The sequence below is a fragment of the Symmachiella macrocystis genome (genome assembly GCF_007860075.1).
In the GTDB taxonomy this organism is placed as follows: Bacteria; Planctomycetota; Planctomycetia; order Planctomycetales; family Planctomycetaceae; genus Symmachiella; species Symmachiella macrocystis.
In genome coordinates this window covers 208726-227847 of record NZ_SJPP01000001.1, presented here as the reverse complement: position 1 = coordinate 227847, position 19122 = coordinate 208726, and the positions used below count along the sequence as shown (strand labels likewise).

General features: G+C 55.3%; 14 protein-coding genes. 7 read left to right on the top strand and 7 right to left on the bottom strand.

The genetic code is table 11. The features are described 5' to 3' along the window. Positions 1 to 77 precede the first annotated feature (77 nt). The 6 genes from CA54_RS00875 to CA54_RS00850 form a co-directional block, all read right to left on the bottom strand. Positions 78 to 1445, bottom strand: coding sequence for an MFS transporter (locus tag CA54_RS00875; protein WP_146368996.1), 1368 nt, complete (start codon positions 1443 to 1445; stop codon positions 78 to 80). Between the two features lie 133 nt (positions 1446 to 1578). Continuing rightward, on the bottom strand, positions 1579 to 2853 hold the full coding sequence (locus CA54_RS00870; RefSeq protein ID WP_146368995.1) for a nucleoside permease: 1275 nt from the start codon (positions 2851 to 2853) through the stop codon (positions 1579 to 1581). A 234-nt stretch (positions 2854 to 3087) separates the two neighbouring features. Next, positions 3088 to 3417 carry a hypothetical protein gene (locus CA54_RS00865; RefSeq protein WP_146368994.1) on the bottom strand — a complete coding sequence of 110 codons (330 nt, stop codon included), beginning with the start codon at positions 3415 to 3417 and terminating at the stop codon, positions 3088 to 3090. 169 nt (positions 3418 to 3586) lie between these two features. Further along, a complete protein-coding gene (locus tag CA54_RS00860) occupies positions 3587 to 5713 on the bottom strand; it encodes a heparinase II/III family protein (protein ID WP_146368993.1) in 2127 nt (708 codons plus the stop codon). Between the two features lie 52 nt (positions 5714 to 5765). Then, entirely contained in the window at positions 5766 to 7925 is a 2160-nt protein-coding gene (locus CA54_RS00855; RefSeq protein ID WP_146368992.1) for an alginate lyase family protein, read from the bottom strand. Positions 7926 to 7931: 6 nt separating this feature from the next. Beyond that, complete coding sequence (locus tag CA54_RS00850; protein ID WP_146368991.1) at positions 7932 to 9005, bottom strand: class I SAM-dependent methyltransferase; 1074 nt, start codon at positions 9003 to 9005, stop codon at positions 7932 to 7934. Positions 9006 to 9427: 422 nt separating this feature from the next. Between CA54_RS00850 and wecB the strand changes: the two genes are divergently transcribed. The 6 genes from wecB (at position 9428) to CA54_RS00820 (ending at position 17751) form a co-directional block, all read left to right on the top strand. Next, entirely contained in the window at positions 9428 to 10582 is a 1155-nt protein-coding gene (gene wecB, locus CA54_RS00845; RefSeq protein WP_146368990.1) for a non-hydrolyzing UDP-N-acetylglucosamine 2-epimerase, read from the top strand. 150 nt (positions 10583 to 10732) lie between these two features. Further along, a complete protein-coding gene (wecC, locus tag CA54_RS00840) occupies positions 10733 to 11944 on the top strand; it encodes a UDP-N-acetyl-D-mannosamine dehydrogenase (protein ID WP_146372228.1) in 1212 nt (403 codons plus the stop codon). A gap of 120 nt (positions 11945 to 12064) precedes the next feature. Further along, on the top strand, positions 12065 to 12901 hold the full coding sequence (locus CA54_RS00835) for an ABC transporter permease (protein ID WP_146368989.1): 837 nt from the start codon (positions 12065 to 12067) through the stop codon (positions 12899 to 12901). A 25-nt stretch (positions 12902 to 12926) separates the two neighbouring features. Continuing rightward, complete coding sequence (locus tag CA54_RS00830) at positions 12927 to 13739, top strand: ABC transporter ATP-binding protein (protein WP_197532106.1); 813 nt, start codon at positions 12927 to 12929, stop codon at positions 13737 to 13739. An 85-nt stretch (positions 13740 to 13824) separates the two neighbouring features. Further along, positions 13825 to 15621, top strand: coding sequence for a glycosyltransferase family 4 protein (locus tag CA54_RS00825; protein ID WP_197532105.1), 1797 nt, complete (start codon positions 13825 to 13827; stop codon positions 15619 to 15621). 726 nt (positions 15622 to 16347) lie between these two features. Continuing rightward, entirely contained in the window at positions 16348 to 17751 is a 1404-nt protein-coding gene (locus CA54_RS00820; RefSeq protein ID WP_146368986.1) for a hypothetical protein, read from the top strand. Between the two features lie 80 nt (positions 17752 to 17831). Here the strand turns inward: CA54_RS00820 and CA54_RS00815 are convergent, their stop codons facing one another. After that, positions 17832 to 18440 carry a MarC family protein gene (locus CA54_RS00815; protein WP_146368985.1) on the bottom strand — a complete coding sequence of 203 codons (609 nt, stop codon included), beginning with the start codon at positions 18438 to 18440 and terminating at the stop codon, positions 17832 to 17834. A 361-nt stretch (positions 18441 to 18801) separates the two neighbouring features. Here CA54_RS00815 and CA54_RS00810 point away from each other — a divergent pair, with 361 nt between their 5' ends. Beyond that, positions 18802 to 19116 (top strand): Dabb family protein, encoded by a 315-nt coding sequence (locus CA54_RS00810; RefSeq protein WP_197532104.1) that lies wholly within the window; start codon positions 18802 to 18804, stop codon positions 19114 to 19116. The last annotated feature ends 6 nt before the right edge of the window (positions 19117 to 19122 follow it).

Sequence of the window (19122 nt, the reverse complement as noted above, 5' to 3'; positions counted from 1 at the left end):
ACTGAATAGCCCGTTGCAAACCATCTCACGGAAAACACTGCTGGACAAGCCAGCAGTGGCACCCGGCGTGGGTGATCTCATGGTGAGGCGTCTTTCTCTGGTGATTCCGGCTCCGGATTTTGCGTCTCGGTATCGGAATTTGGCGGTGGGGCAACAGCGATTGTTTTGGGGCCTTCGAACCGCTTCCAGAACACAACGAGCAGGATCAAGCAACTGGCGGCGGCAATGGCAAAGAGCAGCGGGTAGTTGCCGTCAAACCCGTCGTCGAGTTTTCCTGCGAGGAGCAGCCCTAGAGGCATGCCGATTCCTAACGTCACAAATGCCAGAAAGTTTTGCGCACTGGCTCGCAAGTCGTGGCGGCATTGGGAATCGATGTAGAGTTGCGCGACAATGATCATGAAGACATGACAAATTCCGTGCAGCGCCAGTCCGACCAGGATCAATGAATAGGCTCCGCCTGAGATGGAAAATAGGCCGTAGCGCAGAAACCAGGCTCCGATGCCGACGGAGAAGGTGATCTTCATGCCCAGGCGTTTGAGGAACAATCCCAACAAAAGCAGCGCGGGGAATTCGGAGATTTGCCCGATCAGCATCACCGCCGGGACCCACCCATCTTCGATGTCGCCGGTGGTCAAAAACACGGGGACGACGAGGTTGTACATCGGAATCAGCAGCGCCATCAAAAAGCTGATGCCCATGAACAGTCGGAAGTCGCGTGAGCGGAACATCTTGAGCATTTCCAACGGCGCGATGCCGTCGCGCTGAGTTCGCTCAGGCGGGGTGTGCGGCAAGAAAATACAAAAGCTGCTCAGAGCAAATGAGAGCAGCGCGGCGATGGAAAAGCAGTCCGAAGGTTGCGGTGAGGGAAGCCACTCGCAGGCGGCGGCGATCGCGCTGCGCGGTGCGTCGATTCTCGGGAATCGCGACAGCCAACTGCCGAATTCATCCTGCATCAACCACAGCGACAGGAACAATCCGGTCGACATCCAGCCGACGGTGCCCCACACACGGACCTTGCCAAATTGCGCGTCCGGGTCGGTCAGGTGGCGAAACGTCAACGAACTGGCCAAGGCCCAGGTGGGGATATAGGCCACGGAATAAATGCCGCTCATCACCAACAACGTGACGAAATTGTCGCCGGTTTGTTTATACGTTTCAGCGGCATGCGGGAAACCGACCAGCGTCAGTCCGCCGATGAAATGGCTGACAGCCAGGTATTTTTCACTGGCCAGCCAACGGTCGGCGACCTGCCCGACGAGAAACGGGGCGACCCACAACCCCACAGCCGCCACGGCGAACAGCGAGGCCGTTTGGCTGGTGGAGAGTTGAATCGTCTGTTTCCAGTAGATGGGCAGATAGGTGAGCAACGTGCCGGAGATGCCCCACTCCAGCGCCCACAGCACAGAAAGCCGCCAGCGCAAGTGAAACCCCAACCGGCCGGCCATGCGATGCGACTCCGTGTGAAAGGTGAATTGGGGTCGGGGATTTGCTGTACTCAATCGTTTTCACGTGAACCGGCACGGGCGGACTAGCTGCCAGCGGCACCCGTTGCCGGTTGCTTCCCGACACTGAAGTCTATCACGGATTGGGCTCCAAGGCGGCGGCACGGGCGACATCGGCTTCAACAATGTCCGGTTCGCCACTCCGGGGGGGATCGCGAAACATCACAGCAAAGAGGACCATAATGACCCCAGCTGCGATGGCGGGCCCGGTCCATAATTGTTGCCAATCCACAACAGCCGCTTCGCCTTCGCCCGTGGTAAAAAAGATTTCGACAGCGCCGGCGACTTGTGCCCCGATCAGCATTCCCAGTCCCAATGTGAACAAAACGAGCATACCTTGGGCCTGGCTGCGGATCGCCTTGGGGGCGACGTTGTCGGTATAGATTTGTCCAGTGACGAAAAAGAAATCGTAGCAAATCCCGTGGAGGACGATTCCGCCGATGAGCATCCAGACGACGCCATCATTGGCACCCAGTGCGAACAATCCATATCGGACCACCCAGGCCAGCATGCCGACCAGCAGCATTTTTTTAACGCCCAGCTTCGAGAAGAAGAGCGGCATGATGAGCATGAAAATCACTTCCGATAACTGGCCGAACGACATTTTGAAAGCGGGATTCGCCAGTCCTGCGGACGTGATGAATTTTGTTGCGAGCTGATAATAAAACGCGAGCGGAATACAGATGAGAAACGAGCTGATCATAAAGATCAGATAGGAGGGTTGTTTCAACAGGACCAACGCATCGACGCCGAGCAACTCACGCGCGGTGATTTTTTGTCCGGCGGCCGGCGGCGGGGTGTGCGGTAAAAAGAAGCTGTAGATGCCCATGGCGAACGATGCACCGGCGGCGATCCGAAACGGCATGATGCCCGTATCCCAGCCTCCTCCGCTGATGACAAATCCAGCGGCAATCCAGCCGAAGGTGCCGAACACGCGAATCAAGGGGAATTGTTTTTCCGAGTTGGTCATGTTTTGCATGGCGACGGAATTGGTCAGCGCCAGCGTAGGGAAATAGCAAAGCATATAACCAAACAAGGCGAGGTTAATCATCAATGGTGTTGCGGGGTTGGCTTCGTTCATGAGCGACACGGCCAGCATCATGAATCCGCCGCCGGCGAGATGCATCACGCCCAGCACGCGCTCCGAGGCAAAAAAGCGGTCGGCGATCATACCCACGAAGAAGGGGGAAATGATGCCGGCGATCGGTCCGACGCTATACGTCCAAGCAATTTCGCCGCCGGCAAAACCGATCTTCCCTAAGTACAAATAGGCGGTGACGTACCAGGAACCCCAAATAAAGAATTGCAGGAACATCATTGCCGAAAGACGTGCACCGACCAGGGCGTGCATGTGGTTATCCTCGTATGTAGATCTAGTAGAGTCCGGGTATGGCGTCTCGCTCGGCCCGATAACATCGTCGAAGTGCGCATCATGCCACGTTGATTCGCAGGACATTGAGCGCATTGCGGGACCGATGTTCAGATCATGTCGATCCTACGGCCATCAAGCAAGCATGAATCGCAATTCGTCGCGAAAAAAATCGCGTCAAGCCTGCTTGGTGGGCAGCGTGAGCGGAGTCGCGATTCAGCGGACTTTATCGGCTGGTTCACTAGCCAGGACGGCGGGAACGCGCATGAGACCGACGGGTTGGCCGTTCTGGCCACCGCGATAGTCGAAGCCGCGCTCTTGTCCGTTGAGTTGCCAGCGGACTTGGAATTCGTCTGTTTCGGCGTTGTAGACGGTCCGTCCCGGGATAATATCCGCCTGGGGACCGGTCAAACTGAACAGTGTGACGTAGAGTACCTGTTTGCCGTGGGTTCGCAATTCGACCGCAATATTGGGAGTCATTTCATTTGCAGCCAGACTGGTCCAACCTTGCAGTCGCGGCGTGGTCTGTCCTTTGATGAGCTGCATCTCCAGACTCTCGCCCGGGGGCTAGCGGAAGGACATTGAGCGCGGTCTCGGATTCGGGCAGTGAGGTGGAAATGCCGCGTCCGGAAATCGGGTGGAAGTTCAACTCCGGGTTGAAGCACAAGGATGCGGCGATGATGTGCTTTGAGCGATCCTGATTGCGTCACTTACATTAGCGTGTGGCTGAGCCTGGTTTTTCGGCGGTCATGGCTGGGGGGCTGAGGAGTTTGAGCGAGGTTCCTGATTCGTCTTCGTGCAAATCAAAACCCTGGGATGCCCCATTGGCCTGCCAACGGACTTGGAGGTTGTGTGGGTCTTGATTAGCGGGAACCGGTATGGGCTGTAAATTCGCTTGAGGGCCGGTCAGTGCGAGTACGGTGACATACTGCACGTCGTTGCCGCTTGTGCGGAGCTCCAATGCGTAATTGGGGGTCATGTGATTTGCGGCAAGACTGGTCCAGCCCTGCATCCGCGGTTCGGTTTGGCCGCGAATGAGCGTGGCGGTCACCGCATCGCTGGGGGAAAGTGAAAGCACGTTGAGCATGGTGTCGGTGTTGGGCAAACGCGCGGCCACGCCTCCGGTGGAGGTGTGGTGAAACATCAGTTCCGGACCGAAGTGAAAACATTGCGCGAATTCGTGTGACTCTGGTGACGTGAGATTGTCGATGACAACCAACCAACGGCCGGGGCGAAACACGAGGGTGCGTTTGTGGTGAGTTTTAAAGAATCGCGAGCGATTGACTTGGGCGGTGACGAAGTATGCGTCATCACTTTCGCCGCCTGCGACGATCGCCGAGCCAAAAACATCGTTTGTATAACGACTGAAATTTCGGCCGTCGATTTCCACCGTATTGTGGGCTCGTGTGCTTTCGACGTATTGGCGATGGGGATGATCGTATTTGTAAGAATAGCGGCCACTGTCAATCAGTAGGCTGCGACCCTGTTCGGACCATTCGAACGTGAAATCATCCGCATGTTTGTGCGTTCGGGAATGGAAAGCGGCAGAGAAAAACAGATAGGGGGCTTCGCGCCAGGGCCGGTGATCCCAAGACCCGCGGAAGACGGCGTATCCCGATTCCTTGAAGATCTGATAATTGGTCGGCGGTTGGGTTCCTGATTTCCCTTTACTGAGGACGTATTGCAACTGCGGATCGTCCGCATACATGATGCGCGCGGCAGCTTGGGTTTGGTCGCCGTCCCCGGTGCGGATCAAGTCTCCATGGGGATGGCACATCCAAGCAATGTTGCGTTTGGCGAGTTGGAATAAGTTTAATGTCTCGTCATCGTCGATCAGCCCGCGTTCGATGAGCAAGCCGAGCGTATTAATCAGGGCGACGTGATAAAACGGCGAGTGTTCGAGGTGTATGCCTTCATCGCTAAAATGTTGGCTAATCAGTTTGCACAGCCCTTGTTTGGCAAACGGTTTGAATTCGTGCACGCCGCTTAACTCGGGCGTCGACATGCCCAGCGACAGGAGCCCGACCAGTTGATAAATCCCGTGATTGGAATGCCAGGCAATTTTGTCCTCACTATGTAGTTCGACGGCGTGCCGGCGGGCGGCTGTGAACAGGAGCAACAAACGTTCATTGCTCATCACATCGGTGCGGAGGTTGGCATCAATCAGTTTTCCTAATAACAGCGCACGGCGGCCGATAGCCATGTCGTACCAGGTGAAGGCGTTGTCGTTCTCCGCGACGATGTATTGGTCGATCCAATCCAGAGCGATTCCGTTGGCGAATTTCAGATAGCGTTTGTCACCCGATTCGTCATAGGCGGCTAAGATCGGTTCGAGGACGCGCCAGGCGTTGAGCCACATCCGCCAGCCCCGGTCGTTGTAAGGGTTTGCGGCCCAGTCAATTGGTATGGCGACGGGGTAGGGTTCACGTTTGCCGAACCGCCAACCCCCTTGGATCACGCCGTCGGCGACTTTGATGATTTTTTCCGGGTCCCTGGGGGCGAGTCCGTGCGGAAAAACAGGCCGCTCCGGCGCCTGTTGGTGCAATTCACGAATCCGCGCAACGGCCGCATCTAGTCCGTCACGCTCAGCGATATCAACAACCTCTTGTAGGGGTGGCTGAGTTGTATCGAGTACGCGGGACAATTGTTTGGCGATGACTTGATTGGGCGATTCTGCTTTGTCCGCCGTTTGCGAGGTGGCAGTCTCGCGCACTGCACTAGCGGGCGGAACCTCGCCATGCGTCTGGTCCTGGACAAAGAAAACAACAGAGCCAACCAAGACGGCCAGTCTTGCCATCGTGAGGCTGTTGAGTTTGTTCTGTTGAGTGATGCGCGTGGACATGACCGTCAATTCTTTACGAGGGATAACTGGAGCGACGTTTCGCGTACGGCGTTCACCGTACAGGGGCGGCAGGAGGCCGGTTGGCTAGGGGAGAACGGTTGAGCAGCGTCAGTTTTCCGCCCGACTTTAAACGGCGATAATCAAAGCCCGCTTCGCCATCGGGTAATCGCCAGCGAACGTGGATCGTATCAATCTGCTTGTGGATCTGTGTGTTTCCCGGGTGGAGGTTGGCGCGGGGATCGCCCAGCCACAGCAGCGTGATAAAAGTTGCGTTGCGACCGCGAGCCGTGAAGCTGGCGGCGTGATTTGGGGTTAGTTCACCATAGTCCAAACTGGTCCAACCCTGCAGGCGTGGCTGATGCTGGCCGCGTATGAGGGTTTGCTGTAATGTCTCTTGGCCGTACAGGGGGATAACTTGAAGTGACTTGTCCCCAACAGCCAATGGGGCAGAAAAACCAGTGTTGTCTGCCGTGACCGTTAGCTCCGGTGCGAAGTGGAACCATTGCGTGAACTTATGGGGATCGGGCGAATGGAGTTGATCGATCACTGCCAACCACTGCCCCGGTTGAAAAACGAGTATGCGGCAATGCTTGGTTTTGAAAAAGCGTTTGCGGTCGACCTCGGCCTCAACAAAATAGGCGCCGTCGGCGGTTCCGCCCGCGGTGATCGCCGAACCGAACGCATCGAGCCGGTAACGGCTGAAGTCCTGACCGTCGATTTCCACAGTGTTGTGCGCGCGGGTGCTCATGGCGTATTGCCGCTGGAGGGATTTTTTGTCGTAACGAAATTTTCCGCTATCGATGAGCAGTTCCTGCCCTAAGTCGGCCCACTCAAACGTGAAGTCGTCCGCTTGTTTATGTGTTCGACTATGAAAACCGGCAGCGAAGAACAGATACGAACCGTCTGTGTGTGGTGTCTGTTGCCAGTCGCTGCGAAATGCGGCGTAACCTGATTTTCGATAAATCTGAAACGCCGTATCAGGTCGCACACCCCGTTGACTGCGGCTGAGTACGAACTCGAGTTGTGGCGACGGCGGAAAGAGAATCCGCTCGGCGGCTAGGTTGGTATCTCCATCACCAACGCGGGAAAGGTTTCCGTTGGGATGCACGTAACTGATGATGTTGGCGCTGGCGGACTGATATAACTTTTGCAGTGGGGCATCGGCAATCAATCCGGTATCCAATAGATGCCAAAGGAAGTTTACGAGTTCAACGTGGTAGACCGGCGAATGTTCTTTGTGGATGCCTTCGGCGGTGAAATGTTTGTTGAAGAGTTTTTTGAGGCTTGTGTGTGCAAATGCGTGGCCGGCTGTCGCTCCGGACAATTCGGGGACAGCGCGGGTCAATGCAAGTAAACCGGCGAGTTGCGCTAAGCCGTGGTTGCTGTGCCAAGCAATTTGCGATGTGTCTGAGAGATATTGCACATGGATGCGGGCGGCAGCGAGCAACTGGATTAGGTCAGCGTCAGTCACTTGAACGGCCGGATCGCCTAAGGCAGCATCGAGGATTTTTGCCAATTGCGCCGCACGGCGACCGGCGGCCATGTCGTACCAGGCGAAGTTATGTTGTTTCGCGTCGGTAATATGTTGTCGAGACCAGTCGACGGAGATGCGCACGGGAAAGGCGAGGTAAGCGGGATCATTTTTTCGTTCGTACAACAACAGGTGCGGATCGAGAAGATGCCACGCATTCAACTGGAACCGCCAACCGCGATCATGAAACGGGTCGGCTTGCCAGTGAATGGGAAACGACAACGCGTGCGGAGGGTACTCTTTGAATGAGAAACCGTGTGCTACGCAGGCGGTGGCCAGGGTGTCGAGATGTTCCGTGGAATCGTTGAGCGTCTCTTGCGGAAAGACTTGAAGAAAACGTTGCCGCGGCCGTTGGCGGTGCCGTGCGCGGAGTTGGTCCAATGCGGCGGCGACGCGATTCAAATCGGTGGCGCGAAAGATTGGTGCCAATTCGGTATTTCGCGTGTCGAGTACGTGATGTAACAGCCGTGCATCAGCGCGATTGGCGGGGCCGGCTTTTACGATCCGGCGGAAGGACGCGAGTTCGTCGGCGACAACGGCGGGCGGATTCTCAGCGGCGACCGCTTCTTGAACGAAGTGCCCAGGTGTTGCCGGCAGCGGCAGAATGATCCACGCCGCGATCAGCAGCAGGAGACCGCAATCGCGGCGGGACCTGCTCGAGATTTTGGAGAAAGCAATCAACGTCTATTAATGTTTCGGAGGAGTATTGGCGGAGAGTTTGCTGCCGCGAAGTGTGTGAGCGACATGGCGGAGCAAACGATAGGTCTTACCAACGGCACGATAGAAGGGGGAGTTCAGCAGGTCGAGGACTTCTTGAGCGGTCGTTTCGTCCATGGGACGAGACATCGGCAGTCGCTCCGCTGTCGCGCGCAAGAAGGCATCGTTGTGTTTGATTTCTTTAGTCGAGGTCGGCGTGTCAGGTTCCGTCGGGGGACGTTTATTCAAAATGACGTCGAAAAACTCCGTGGTCAGGTCAAACTTGGGATAGCGCGACAAGACGTCATCGAAGCGATCATAGAGATTCTCATCCAGGGGCCGCTGCGTGAGGTGCTCCCAAATGACGGAGAAACCTAACATCTCGAAGTAATGCAGATATTGCGCGTAGGTCAGCGTATTGACCCAAGCTGGACCTAATGGCTCTTGTCCCATCTGTTCGTAGAATTCGTAGAAAACCGAATCATCGAACAACAGGTGCGACCAGGGGAAAAACACTTCGCGGTAACGGTGCGAGGCGGTCGCGCCGCGGTGCAGGTTGGCTCGCAGGTAGAATTTTCCGCCGTCGACGAGCAGGTCACGGCAGGTCTGCAAGAGGGTATACGGATGTTGGACGTGCTCCCAGACGACCAGCGAGACGATACGGTCGAATGACTCGTGAGCAAAATCGTGTCCCTCAGAGATGTCGGCATTCACGTACCGTAGGTTTTCGCAGTCGAGATCTTGCCACGCACTTCGCACCTCAATGTCGACCCCGACGACCTCGCATCCATATTCCGTAGCGAGCACGTGCGAAAGGTACCCGTGGCCGCAGCCGATTTCCAAAACGCGTTGTCCCCGCATGCCGATCCGTCTTTCGAGCTTTTCCGCCCAACACCGGGCGGCATCAAACCGCGAAGAATCGGCCTTCAGCCGTGGCGCGGCTATGATCGGTTTGTCCTTGTATTCTTTGTTGAGCTGCTGAAACAGTTCGAGATTGAACTGCCGGATGCCTGGTTGGGGATTGAAGTTCCGCCCGATAGTTTGTTGCTCGGCCACAGCTGTCATTGTGAGATCCCCTTGAGGTTCGCTATGCCGCTGACAAGCAGCACCGGGTGGTATGTGGCACGGTGACAAGGCTTTTATGCGGGCTGGCAAATAGTCAAACCCAATCCGCAACGCAGAGTCCTAATCGGCCGACAACTTGAGCAAAAAACGGCGACGGAGTATGCCAGCGAGCCCGTTTTGAGTCAATCCCGCTTAGGTTTACTCGGTGGTTTTACACGGGGAATCGTTATTTCAAATCTGGCCTTGCCTTGATTCAACAACCGGTATAAATTCCCCGCCGCTTTATCTTGGATTGACGACCGGTTCAACGCATGGATGGGTTGAGATTGACCGCCGTTTGCCGAGATCGAAGCCTCTAAACCACAAAAAAAACTAATTTCGCGTGCTCATGCACGAGGTCCTTAAGGGGAAGGGATGCCTCTTTGAACCGTCTTCGCCCATTGCTTATCGTCGGGACGCGTCCCGAAGCCATCAAGATGAGCCCCGTAATCAAGGAGTGTCGGGATCGCCCCCGCGAAATCGATGCCATCGTCTGTTCCACCGGACAGCATCGGGAAATGCTCCAGCAGGTGGCGGACTACTTTGAAATCAAAGTTGATCTCGATCTGGGATTGATGCGGCCGAATCAAACACTGGCGGGTTTAACAGCGCGGTGTCTAACTGGGCTGGAAGATGCGATCAACAAATACAATCCTGATTGCGTGGTCGCCCAGGGCGATACCACGACGGTGATGGCGGCCTCCTTGGCAGCGTTTTATCACCGGATTCCTTTTGTGCATGTCGAAGCCGGTTTGCGTACGGGCGATCTTCAGGCACCGTGGCCGGAAGAGATGAACCGCCGTGTAGCGGGGATTGTCGCCGATTTGCATTGTGCCCCGACGCAGCGTGCCGCCGATGCCCTGCTGAGCGAAGGGACGCGTCCCGACATCGTGCAGGTAAGTGGAAACACAGTCATCGACGCCCTGTTGTGGACCGTCGCTCGCGAACGCAACAACTCGGAGCAATGGGAAGAGAAATACGCATTTTTGCAAGACCGACGGATGGTGTTGATCACCGGACATCGTCGCGAAAACTTTGGCGGCGGATTTGAAAATATTTGCCAAGCGATTTCAACCTTGGCGGCTGATTTTCCTGAGACAGATTTCGTCTATCCCGTGCACTTAAACCCCAACGTCCAGGCACCCGTTAAAAGCGTGTTAGGCGCGCTGAGTAATGTGCATTTGGTGGCACCGGCGCCGTATCCCGAATTTGTGTGGCTGATGGATCGTTCGTCCGTCATCTTGACCGACTCCGGCGGCGTGCAGGAAGAAGCTCCTTCGCTGAAGAAACCGGTGTTGGTGATGCGGGATACGACCGAACGTCCCGAGGCCGTTGAAAGCGGTGCTGTCGAACTGGTGGGAACATCAATCGATGCGATTACGCAAGGTGTCTCCACACTGCTGTCCGATGCTGCGGAATATGCCAAGCGACAGATCGATGACAACCCTTATGGCGACGGCCGGGCTGCGCGGCGGATTGTGGACGGCATGCTGGCCATGTCGTGGCAGTCGACGCAAACACTGCGGCGGGCAGGTTAAGAACTGATAACAATCGACCATTGACGACAACTTGTGTCAAAACTTTATACACCTCCGACTGAATGAGGGAATTTCGTGACTTCTGAATTGCAATCGCACAAAGATACGGACGTCGTTTCTGAGTCGCGTTCCGGCGGACAAGGACAGGCGTTGTTTCCCACCTCATCAGTTTGCGTGGTCGGGTTAGGATACATTGGATTACCGACAGCCAGCATTTTGGCCAGCAAAGGGTATCAGGTCGCCGGTGTGGATGTTCGCGAAGACGTCGTCGAGACGATCAATCGCGGCGAAATTCACATCGAGGAACCGGATCTCGATGTGCTTGTCAAAGCCGTCGTGGCCAACAATCGTCTCAAGGCGATTCGCGAGCCGCAACCGGCAGACGTGTTTATCATTTGTGTACCTACACCGTTCACCGGCGATCATCGGCCGGATCTGTCGTATGTCGAAAAGGCGTCCAAAGCGATTCGACCGCACGTGCGGCCGGGAAATCTGATCATTCTGGAGTCCACGAGTCCTCCGCGGACAACCGAAGATGTCGTTGCCAAGCATGCGGTTCCCGAGGGCTTGGTGGTCGGCAAAGATGTGTTCGTCGCGCATTGTCCGGAACGTGTTTTGCCGGGGCGGATTTTGATCGAAGCGGTGGAAAACGACCGCGTCATCGGCGGCATGACACCCGCCTGCACGCAAAAAACAAAGAGTTTTTACCAGTCCTTCGTCACCGGCGAAGTCATGGCGACGACAGCGGTGTCGGCCGAATTGACCAAGTTGGTGGAAAACTCATTCCGCGATGTAAATATCGCGTTTGCCAACGAGTTGTCGGTTTTGTGCGATCATTTTGACGTCGATACGTGGGAAATCATCGAGATGGCAAACCGCCATCCACGGGTGAACATCCTCAGCCCGGGTCCGGGTGTGGGCGGTCATTGTATCAGCGTCGATCCTTGGTTTTTGGTCGATGCCGCACCGGAATTGACGAATTTGATCCGCACGGCTCGCGAAGTCAACGAGAGCAAGCCGCAGCATGTGATCGACAAGGTTTTGAAACTTTCCGCACGATTTACCAATCCGGTGATCGGTTGTCTGGGACTGACCTACAAGTCGGATGTCGACGATCTGCGCGAAAGCCCGTCGCTGGATATTACACGCGCATTGATGAACAGCGACGCGGGCGAGGTTCTGGCCTGCGATCCGCTGATTACTGAGGATCAGTTTTCGGAGTTCCCGTTACACACCTTGGATGAAGTGCTGAAACGGTCAACGTTGATCGTGTTATTGACGGACCATCAACAGTTTCGCGAGATTTCGCCGGCGGTGCTGCACGAAAAGGTGGTCGTGGATACGCGTGGAATTTGGCGATAGACGCTGCCTGCGAGGCCAGCGGTTCGCCGTTGACTCGATTTTGCAAGTTGAACTATAAGCCATCGCCAATCGAGTCAGATTGGCGATGGAAGTACGGATTTTCAGGGGAAACGGCAGGGCATGTCGCAATCTATCATTGCATTTGATCCGCACTCAGGCACCTCGGTGCGGGCGTTGCCCAACAATTGCTTTCGATTGGCGCGGTATTTGGCCAAGGTGCGACTCACGCTGTGGGTCCGCGATCGTTGGCTGGGCCTGTGGTGGTGGCTGTTGCAACCGATGGCGATGGGCGCGACGTATGTGTTCATGGTCCGGTATGCTTTTCCGGGTGGTGCTCGGCCATTTCATGCCTTGTTTATCATGTGCGCGCTGTTGCCGTGGACTTGCTTTATCGCTGCCACCAATCAAGCCGGTGCGTCATTTGTCGGCAATAAGAATTTGCTGAAATCCTTCCGCTTCAATTACCTAGCGCTGCCGTTGGCGGAGGTGATGGCGGCTACGTTCCGCTTTGCCTGTTCGTTTATCGTCTTGGGCATTTTGATGCTGTATTACCAAGTAGCGCCAACGGTGCATCTGTTGTGGATTCCGTTGTTATTGGCGGTGCAGTTTATTTTTATGTTGGGCGTGAGCAATCTCTTGGCGGTGAGTCAGGTTTTTATTCAGGACACGCCGAACGCCTGGCAGGTGGTGAGCCGGATCTGGTTTTACGCGAGCCCGTCGTTGTACGGATTGGATCGGATTTCCGAACGCATTCCCGCCGATTACCGTTACATCTACAACATCTATATTTTGAACCCGTTTGCGACGTTGTTCACCGCCTATCGAGACGTTGTCATTTACGGTCGCCAGCCGGATTTGTGGATGCTGGGTTATGTCACACTGCTGGGAAGTGTGGTTTTGGCAGTGGCAATGTTTTTAGTCAGGCGGTTGCACGGCGTGCTGCCGATGCATGTTTGAGTGCGAGCAAGGATTTTTCGCTTCGATGATTCACCTTAAGGATGTGGGCGTTCGCTGCGGGCGGACGGCTCACCGTGATCGAAATTTTAATCGTCTGCTCAAGCGGACTGCGGGACGGTTGCGCAATGTGTTTGCCAAACAACCGGTCGAAATCGCATCGTCGATGACCTCGGAATTTTGGTCGCTGCGGGATGTCTCTTTCGATATCGGCCAAGGGGAATCGGTGGGCATCGTCGGCACGAATGGCGCCGGCAAGTCGACTTTGTTGCGGGTCGTGGGTGGGATCTATCGTCCGACGACCGGGCAGGTGACCGTCAATGGAAAAATCACACCGTTGTTGGCGCTACAGCATGGATTCAATTCGGAACTGACCGGCATGGAAAACCTGCGAATGGCAGGGATCTTGTTGGGATTAGAACCAGAGCAGTTGGAAGAATTGATTCCGAGCATCATCGAATTTACGGAACTCGGAAACTTCATCGATAAACCGGTGCGGACTTATTCCTCCGGCATGCTGGCTCGGTTGGGATTTGCCGTCTCGACGGCCGTTGTCCCTGACGTACTCATTTTGGACGAAGTCATGGGTGTGGGGGATGGAGCATTTCGTGAACGTTGTAAAGAACGTTTGGTGACGTTGATTGCTGAAGCCAGGATTTTATTACTGTGTTCGCACAATATGAATTATCTAAAAGAACGCTGTGAGCGGGTGATCTGGATGAATCGCGGACAGGTCGAGTTGGATGGTCCCGTGGATACCGTCTTGGAGCGCTATCAAGAGTTTCTATCCCAAGGGGGCAATCGTACGGCGGCCACCACGAAACTCAAACAAGCTGGATAAAACAATCGCCAAAAGCGCGTCGTAGCGAGGATGACTGCTAGTTATGGGAACGAATGGAAGTCAGATGGGCGGGAAGTCAATCACAGTGAACGGACCACGCGCGGCGGACGCTGCAAACAGCGAGACGTTAAAGCGACCGCTGCGGGTGATGCACGTCTTGTCGGTCAGTATCCCACACATCAATGGCTATGCGTTGCGTAGCAAATACATTGTGGAAACACAGGCCGAATCCGGACACGTGGAACCGTGCGTGGTGAGCTCTCCTTTTTATCCAGGACTAAAAGGGACGGCGCAGGATTCAGAGATCGAGGGGATTCCCTATTATCGAGTGGCCAGTCCACAGGATAAAGGTCTATTCAGCCATCCGCGGTTGCTGCCGTTTGTGCTCCTGCATTGGTCAAAAAACGTCGTGAATTGGGCAATTCCGATGTTGCGTCGTCAGCGCAAAGCTGGTTTGCGAGTCACGCGGCATATCACACGTTTTGTTCAGCGTGTCTCCAAACGTTGTTTACGGTACATGGTGCGTGTGGCTCGCTGTGCGCGGCGCGTTGTGGCGACTACCGCTAAACTTGTTGAAACTGCGACTGAACCGTTTGTCGGCAAACGCATTCTCCCCGCCGTACATATGGTTTTGCGCGTTGGTATGGTGGCCACGTGGCTGGTGTCGCGGCCGTTTGTCTCAACAGCACAGTTTGTGGGACGCGAAGGTTATAAACTCATCCGGTCGTCGGGGCGTTTTTTGAAGTCGCTCCTGCGACGAGACCCAGAGTCGGCGGAGGCGGAGGGCGTGCCGTTGCGGACGCGGTTGATTCGAAAATTGCAGGACAAGGAAAAGTCACTGTTGCTGGCGATGTTTGAGCGGGAATTGGTGCGGCTTTGCAAGCAGGTCCAACCGGACGTGATTCACGTGCACAGCCCTTATTTCTGCGGAGTCCCGGCTGTGAAAGCAGGGAAACGCGTCAATATTCCTGTGGTGTATGAAGTCCGCGGGATTTGGGAAGAAAGCGGCGTCGCGCAAGGCAACTTCGAACGCGATAGCGATGTCTATCGCATGTGGCGCCGCGAAGAGACATGGGCCATGCAAAACGCCGATGCCGTGACCTGTATCTGTGATGAGTTACGTCAGGATATTGTCAGCCGCGGTGTGGATCCACACCGTGTGTTTGTGGCGTCCAATGCGGTCGACTCGACGTTGTTTACGCCGGCGTCACATTCTGCGGCAACCGTCCGGGAGATTCCCGAATCGGTGGTTGAATTCAAACAGCGGCTGAGTAAAGTCACAATGGGCTACATCGGTAGTATTCGCCCATTGGAAGGAGTCGATGGGCTTGTGCGGGGAGCCGCAGAGGTCATCCATCGTGGACATGACGTCACCTTGCTCGTCGTTGGCGGTGGCAAGGGGATTGAGGAACTCAAAGAATTGGCCGAGGAACTGGGCATCGGCGATCGGGCGGTCTTCACCGGTCAGGTTTCGCACGACGAAGTCCAGTTTTATTACGAATTGATCGACATCTTTGTCATTAGTCGCCCCGCGAGTCGGGTTGCGAAACTTGTGACACCGCTCAAGCCGCTTGAGGCTATGGCGATGGAAAAACCGTTGATCGTTTCGGATCTGCCCGCGCTGCGGGAATTGGTCGACGAGGGCGAGACTGGTTTGATCTATCGCGCTGAAGATTCCAGCGATTTGGCCGATAAGTGCGGCCGCTTGATTTCTGATGCGGCCCTACGCGAACGTTTGGCAAAAACCGCCCGGAATTGGGTTGTAAACGAGCGCAGTTGGAGTCATACGATCATTCCGCAACTGCATGCCTATGCACTTGTCGTTCCCAGCTTCGCCGCTCCCCAACCGGTGGAGCAAGACGCGCCAGCCAAGGCTGCTTGATCGGACGTCGGTGGGGATCACGCAGACGTTTTGACACGTTGACTTCCCGCCGTCTCTCAATTGGCCATCGCCTTTCGAGCTACTTAACAAACCGTCACAGACAGCGCGATTCGTGGCGAATGTTAGAAGCCGCATCTTCGGTCCGCTTTCACTACACCGAACAATGCGCTAACCGCGCGGCTAAACGTTACTGAGTGTTCGCTAGGCTATTAAGGCCCATCATCTAAAAATCCGAATTGAATATTGAGGTTTCGGGTAATCCCGAAATCAAGACGGAACGTTCGGATTGGTGCGAGCTGTGAAATCAGCAGTGCGAAGGCGATCGGTCCCAGTCAACAGTATCAAGTTAGTTCTTTCTTCAAAGTGGGCTAAGTAGATGCTTTGCAGGCTATCGGGTGATCCGGTAAAATGCAGCATGGTAGTCCAAACAAGGATTGGTGAAGGAAGGACGCCCAAGGCCGAGGTGCCCCCACGTCGCGCGCCGTTTGCCGGGTCAAAAATCTCGCATGACCATCCAGTTTCCGCTGGATGATGTGCTTGGTTGATCGATCGGACAATGGACGCACCCTCTAAAACGGGGGGAGACAGCACGGTGCCGCTGCCGGGCGCGTAGGGAAGTCAGCGCGACCGGTATCACTGTGGAATGTGGAAGCATTCCGATACAGACGCACAACGCATTGTGCTTTCACCGACGAACCAATCCTTAGAAGCATTTAGGCTGTATTCATGATGTTGCACCTTGGAAAGCGGTTTGCCGTTGCCGCGTTAATATGTGTCATTTCCGCGGACGCGATACAAGCGGAAGAAAAAACCAAAGTCGCCAAACCCAAAGCGAAGGTGGCCAAAACCGCTGTCGTCGTTGATCCTCTGGATGTTCAGATTGATAAAGCGATCGAAACGACCAGTAAGCGGCAACTGACCGCCGGTGTGCATACGCCGTGGCAAATCATGCATGGCGTACTGGCGTTACGGCACGATTTCCACTTAAAGAAAAGCCGAGACAGCAAGACGACTGAGACCATCAAAGCGATTGATTGGATGGGCAGCGGCGCGTTGCACGACGGTCTGACGCTGTTTGAGCGAACGCAATTCGGCGGTCGCGCGCGGCCATTCACAAAGCCGTATGCCTTTGAGGGACATGCCAATCAATTCTTCGGCATCTTTGTGATGTCCGACTTGCCGAATGACTTTGCATTCAAGGCGGGTCCCAATGAAGTTTCGATTGATGACATGATCGAAAACGCAAAGATGGAAGTGAAGGTCGGCCCAGAAATCACGTGGACCTTGTGGGCTCTGAGCCATTACCTCGACACGAACGCCCAATGGCGGAATCGTTACGGCGAAGTCTGGAGCATCGAGCGGATGGTCCAGATACAAACGCGGGAGTCGGTGATTTCGGCTCCGTGCGGCGGCACCCATGGCCTGTTCGCGTTGTCTTATGCCCGCAACAAGCATTTGGCGACCGGCGGCAAAATTCGCGGAGTGTGGATGGAAGCGGATCAGAAGATCCAACGCTTTATCGAAGAAGGCCGCGTTCTGCAAAACCGTGATGGTTCGTTTTCGACTGAGTATTTCCGGGGACGCGGATTCAGTAACGAATTCAACGACCGGATCGCCCACTCGGGTCACATGTTGGAATGGCTGATGATGGCCCTGCCGCAAAGCCGGTTGAAAGAGCCGTGGGTTCGTAACGGACTGAGCCGGCTGGCAAACGATCTGGTCGAGAATCGCAAGACAGCCGCCGAATGCGGCCCGTTGTACCATGCGTTGCATTCGATGATTTTGTATCGCTTGCGGACGCGGTCGCAGGAATACGGACCGGACAAACCGACGTTGATGGTCAAAATGGAAAAGAAAACCGACGAGTCGAAAAAGTCAGCTGAAGAGGAAAAAACAGCGGCCAAACCGTCCGAGGAGAAAGCCACCGACAAAAAATCGGCGGAGGTGAAATCGGACAAGCCAGCAACTCCTGCGACAAAAGTGTCCGAATCGAAGGTGACCCCGGTGGCTGCGGAAACGCCCAAGGAATCCACTCCAGCAGTAGTTATTGAGGCACCCGTCACGGACGAGGTTGAGGAAGAATCAACCAGCGATGCCAAGTCGGAAGAACAACCAGCAAAGGCTGACTGACAGCAGCCACGAGAAACGCATTGAGAGCGCCGTTGTCGGATTATCCGCCAACGGCGTTTTGTTTTTCACAGGCTGTGTCGCTACTGGGCGGCGAAGGCCAGCGCGATTCCGTCGATCAGGGATTCAATCGCTAGTGCGGCGAGAATCATACCCATCACGCGCACCAGAATCGCAGCTCCGTTGTTGCCGATGACGCGATGAATGCGTTCCGCAGCCAATAGCATCGCGCCGGTGATCGCCAGAACGACCAGCATCGTCACGGCAGTCGCCGCCTGTTCGACGATTTCGAATTGGTCGTTGTCCGTGGCCAACGTCACCGCCATGATCGCGCCGGGACTGGCAATCGAGGGGATGGCCAGTGGAAATACGGCAACATCGTGCGACTCGTCTTCCTCGGTTTTCTTGGGGGCAGCGCTGCCAAAGATCATCTGCAGCCCGAAGAGGAACAGGATCAAGCTACCGGCGATTTGGAAGGAATAGAGGCTGATCTCCATGGCGTCCAGCAACATCTGTCCCACGATGATTGTGGCCAGCAGGATGATGGCTGAATAGGCGATGCAGCGCAAGGCAATTCCCTTACGCTGCTGGGCGGAGAATGCGGCTGTGACTCCCAGGAACAGCGAGAGGGTACCGATCGGATCGATCGTGGCCCACAGCATCATAAAATCGCGGATCAACTTTTCGCTCATGGGGAAAATTCCCGCTTTCCGTGCTATTTACTTTTCCTGGATTTGTCTCTGCCGCCATGGTTTGGCGAATCAAAGCCGTATCGTTTCAAGCTGACCGTAACGACAGTACGTTTCTTAATAGGGGACTTCGTACACGACCACAAGCGGTCGGTTTGAGGATTCCCCACATATGTGCGGTGAATCGGTGCATTCACTGTGTGCTCACTGTGATACATGAACACGCGTGCTGTTGACGGCGAGGCTGCGGTGGGTGGGGTGATGGTCGAGGGCAAGGCGTCTAGAGTTGCAACGGCCGGGGCATTTCATCCACAATGCACCTTGGCTGCCGTATTGATTCACTTCAGATGCAACGAGGATGTCGATGGCTGCGATTCAACATATGGTTCTGGTTCAATTCCAACCAGACGTGTCAGACGAATTGATTTCGGGAATTTATCGCCAACTCGCCGAATTGCAAACCCTGATTCCGGGAATCACCGGTTTTAGCGGCGGAGCGTATGCGAGCCCTGAAGGTCTCAACGGCGAATATACGCACGGATTTCTGGTGACATTCGAAAGTCCGGCGGCCCGCGATGTTTATTTGCCACACCCGGAACACGAACGGGTCAAAGCGGCGATTCTGCCTCACGTCGTCGCTGTAGTGGCGTTTGATTATGAAGTTCGTGACTGGAGTTGATGTAGG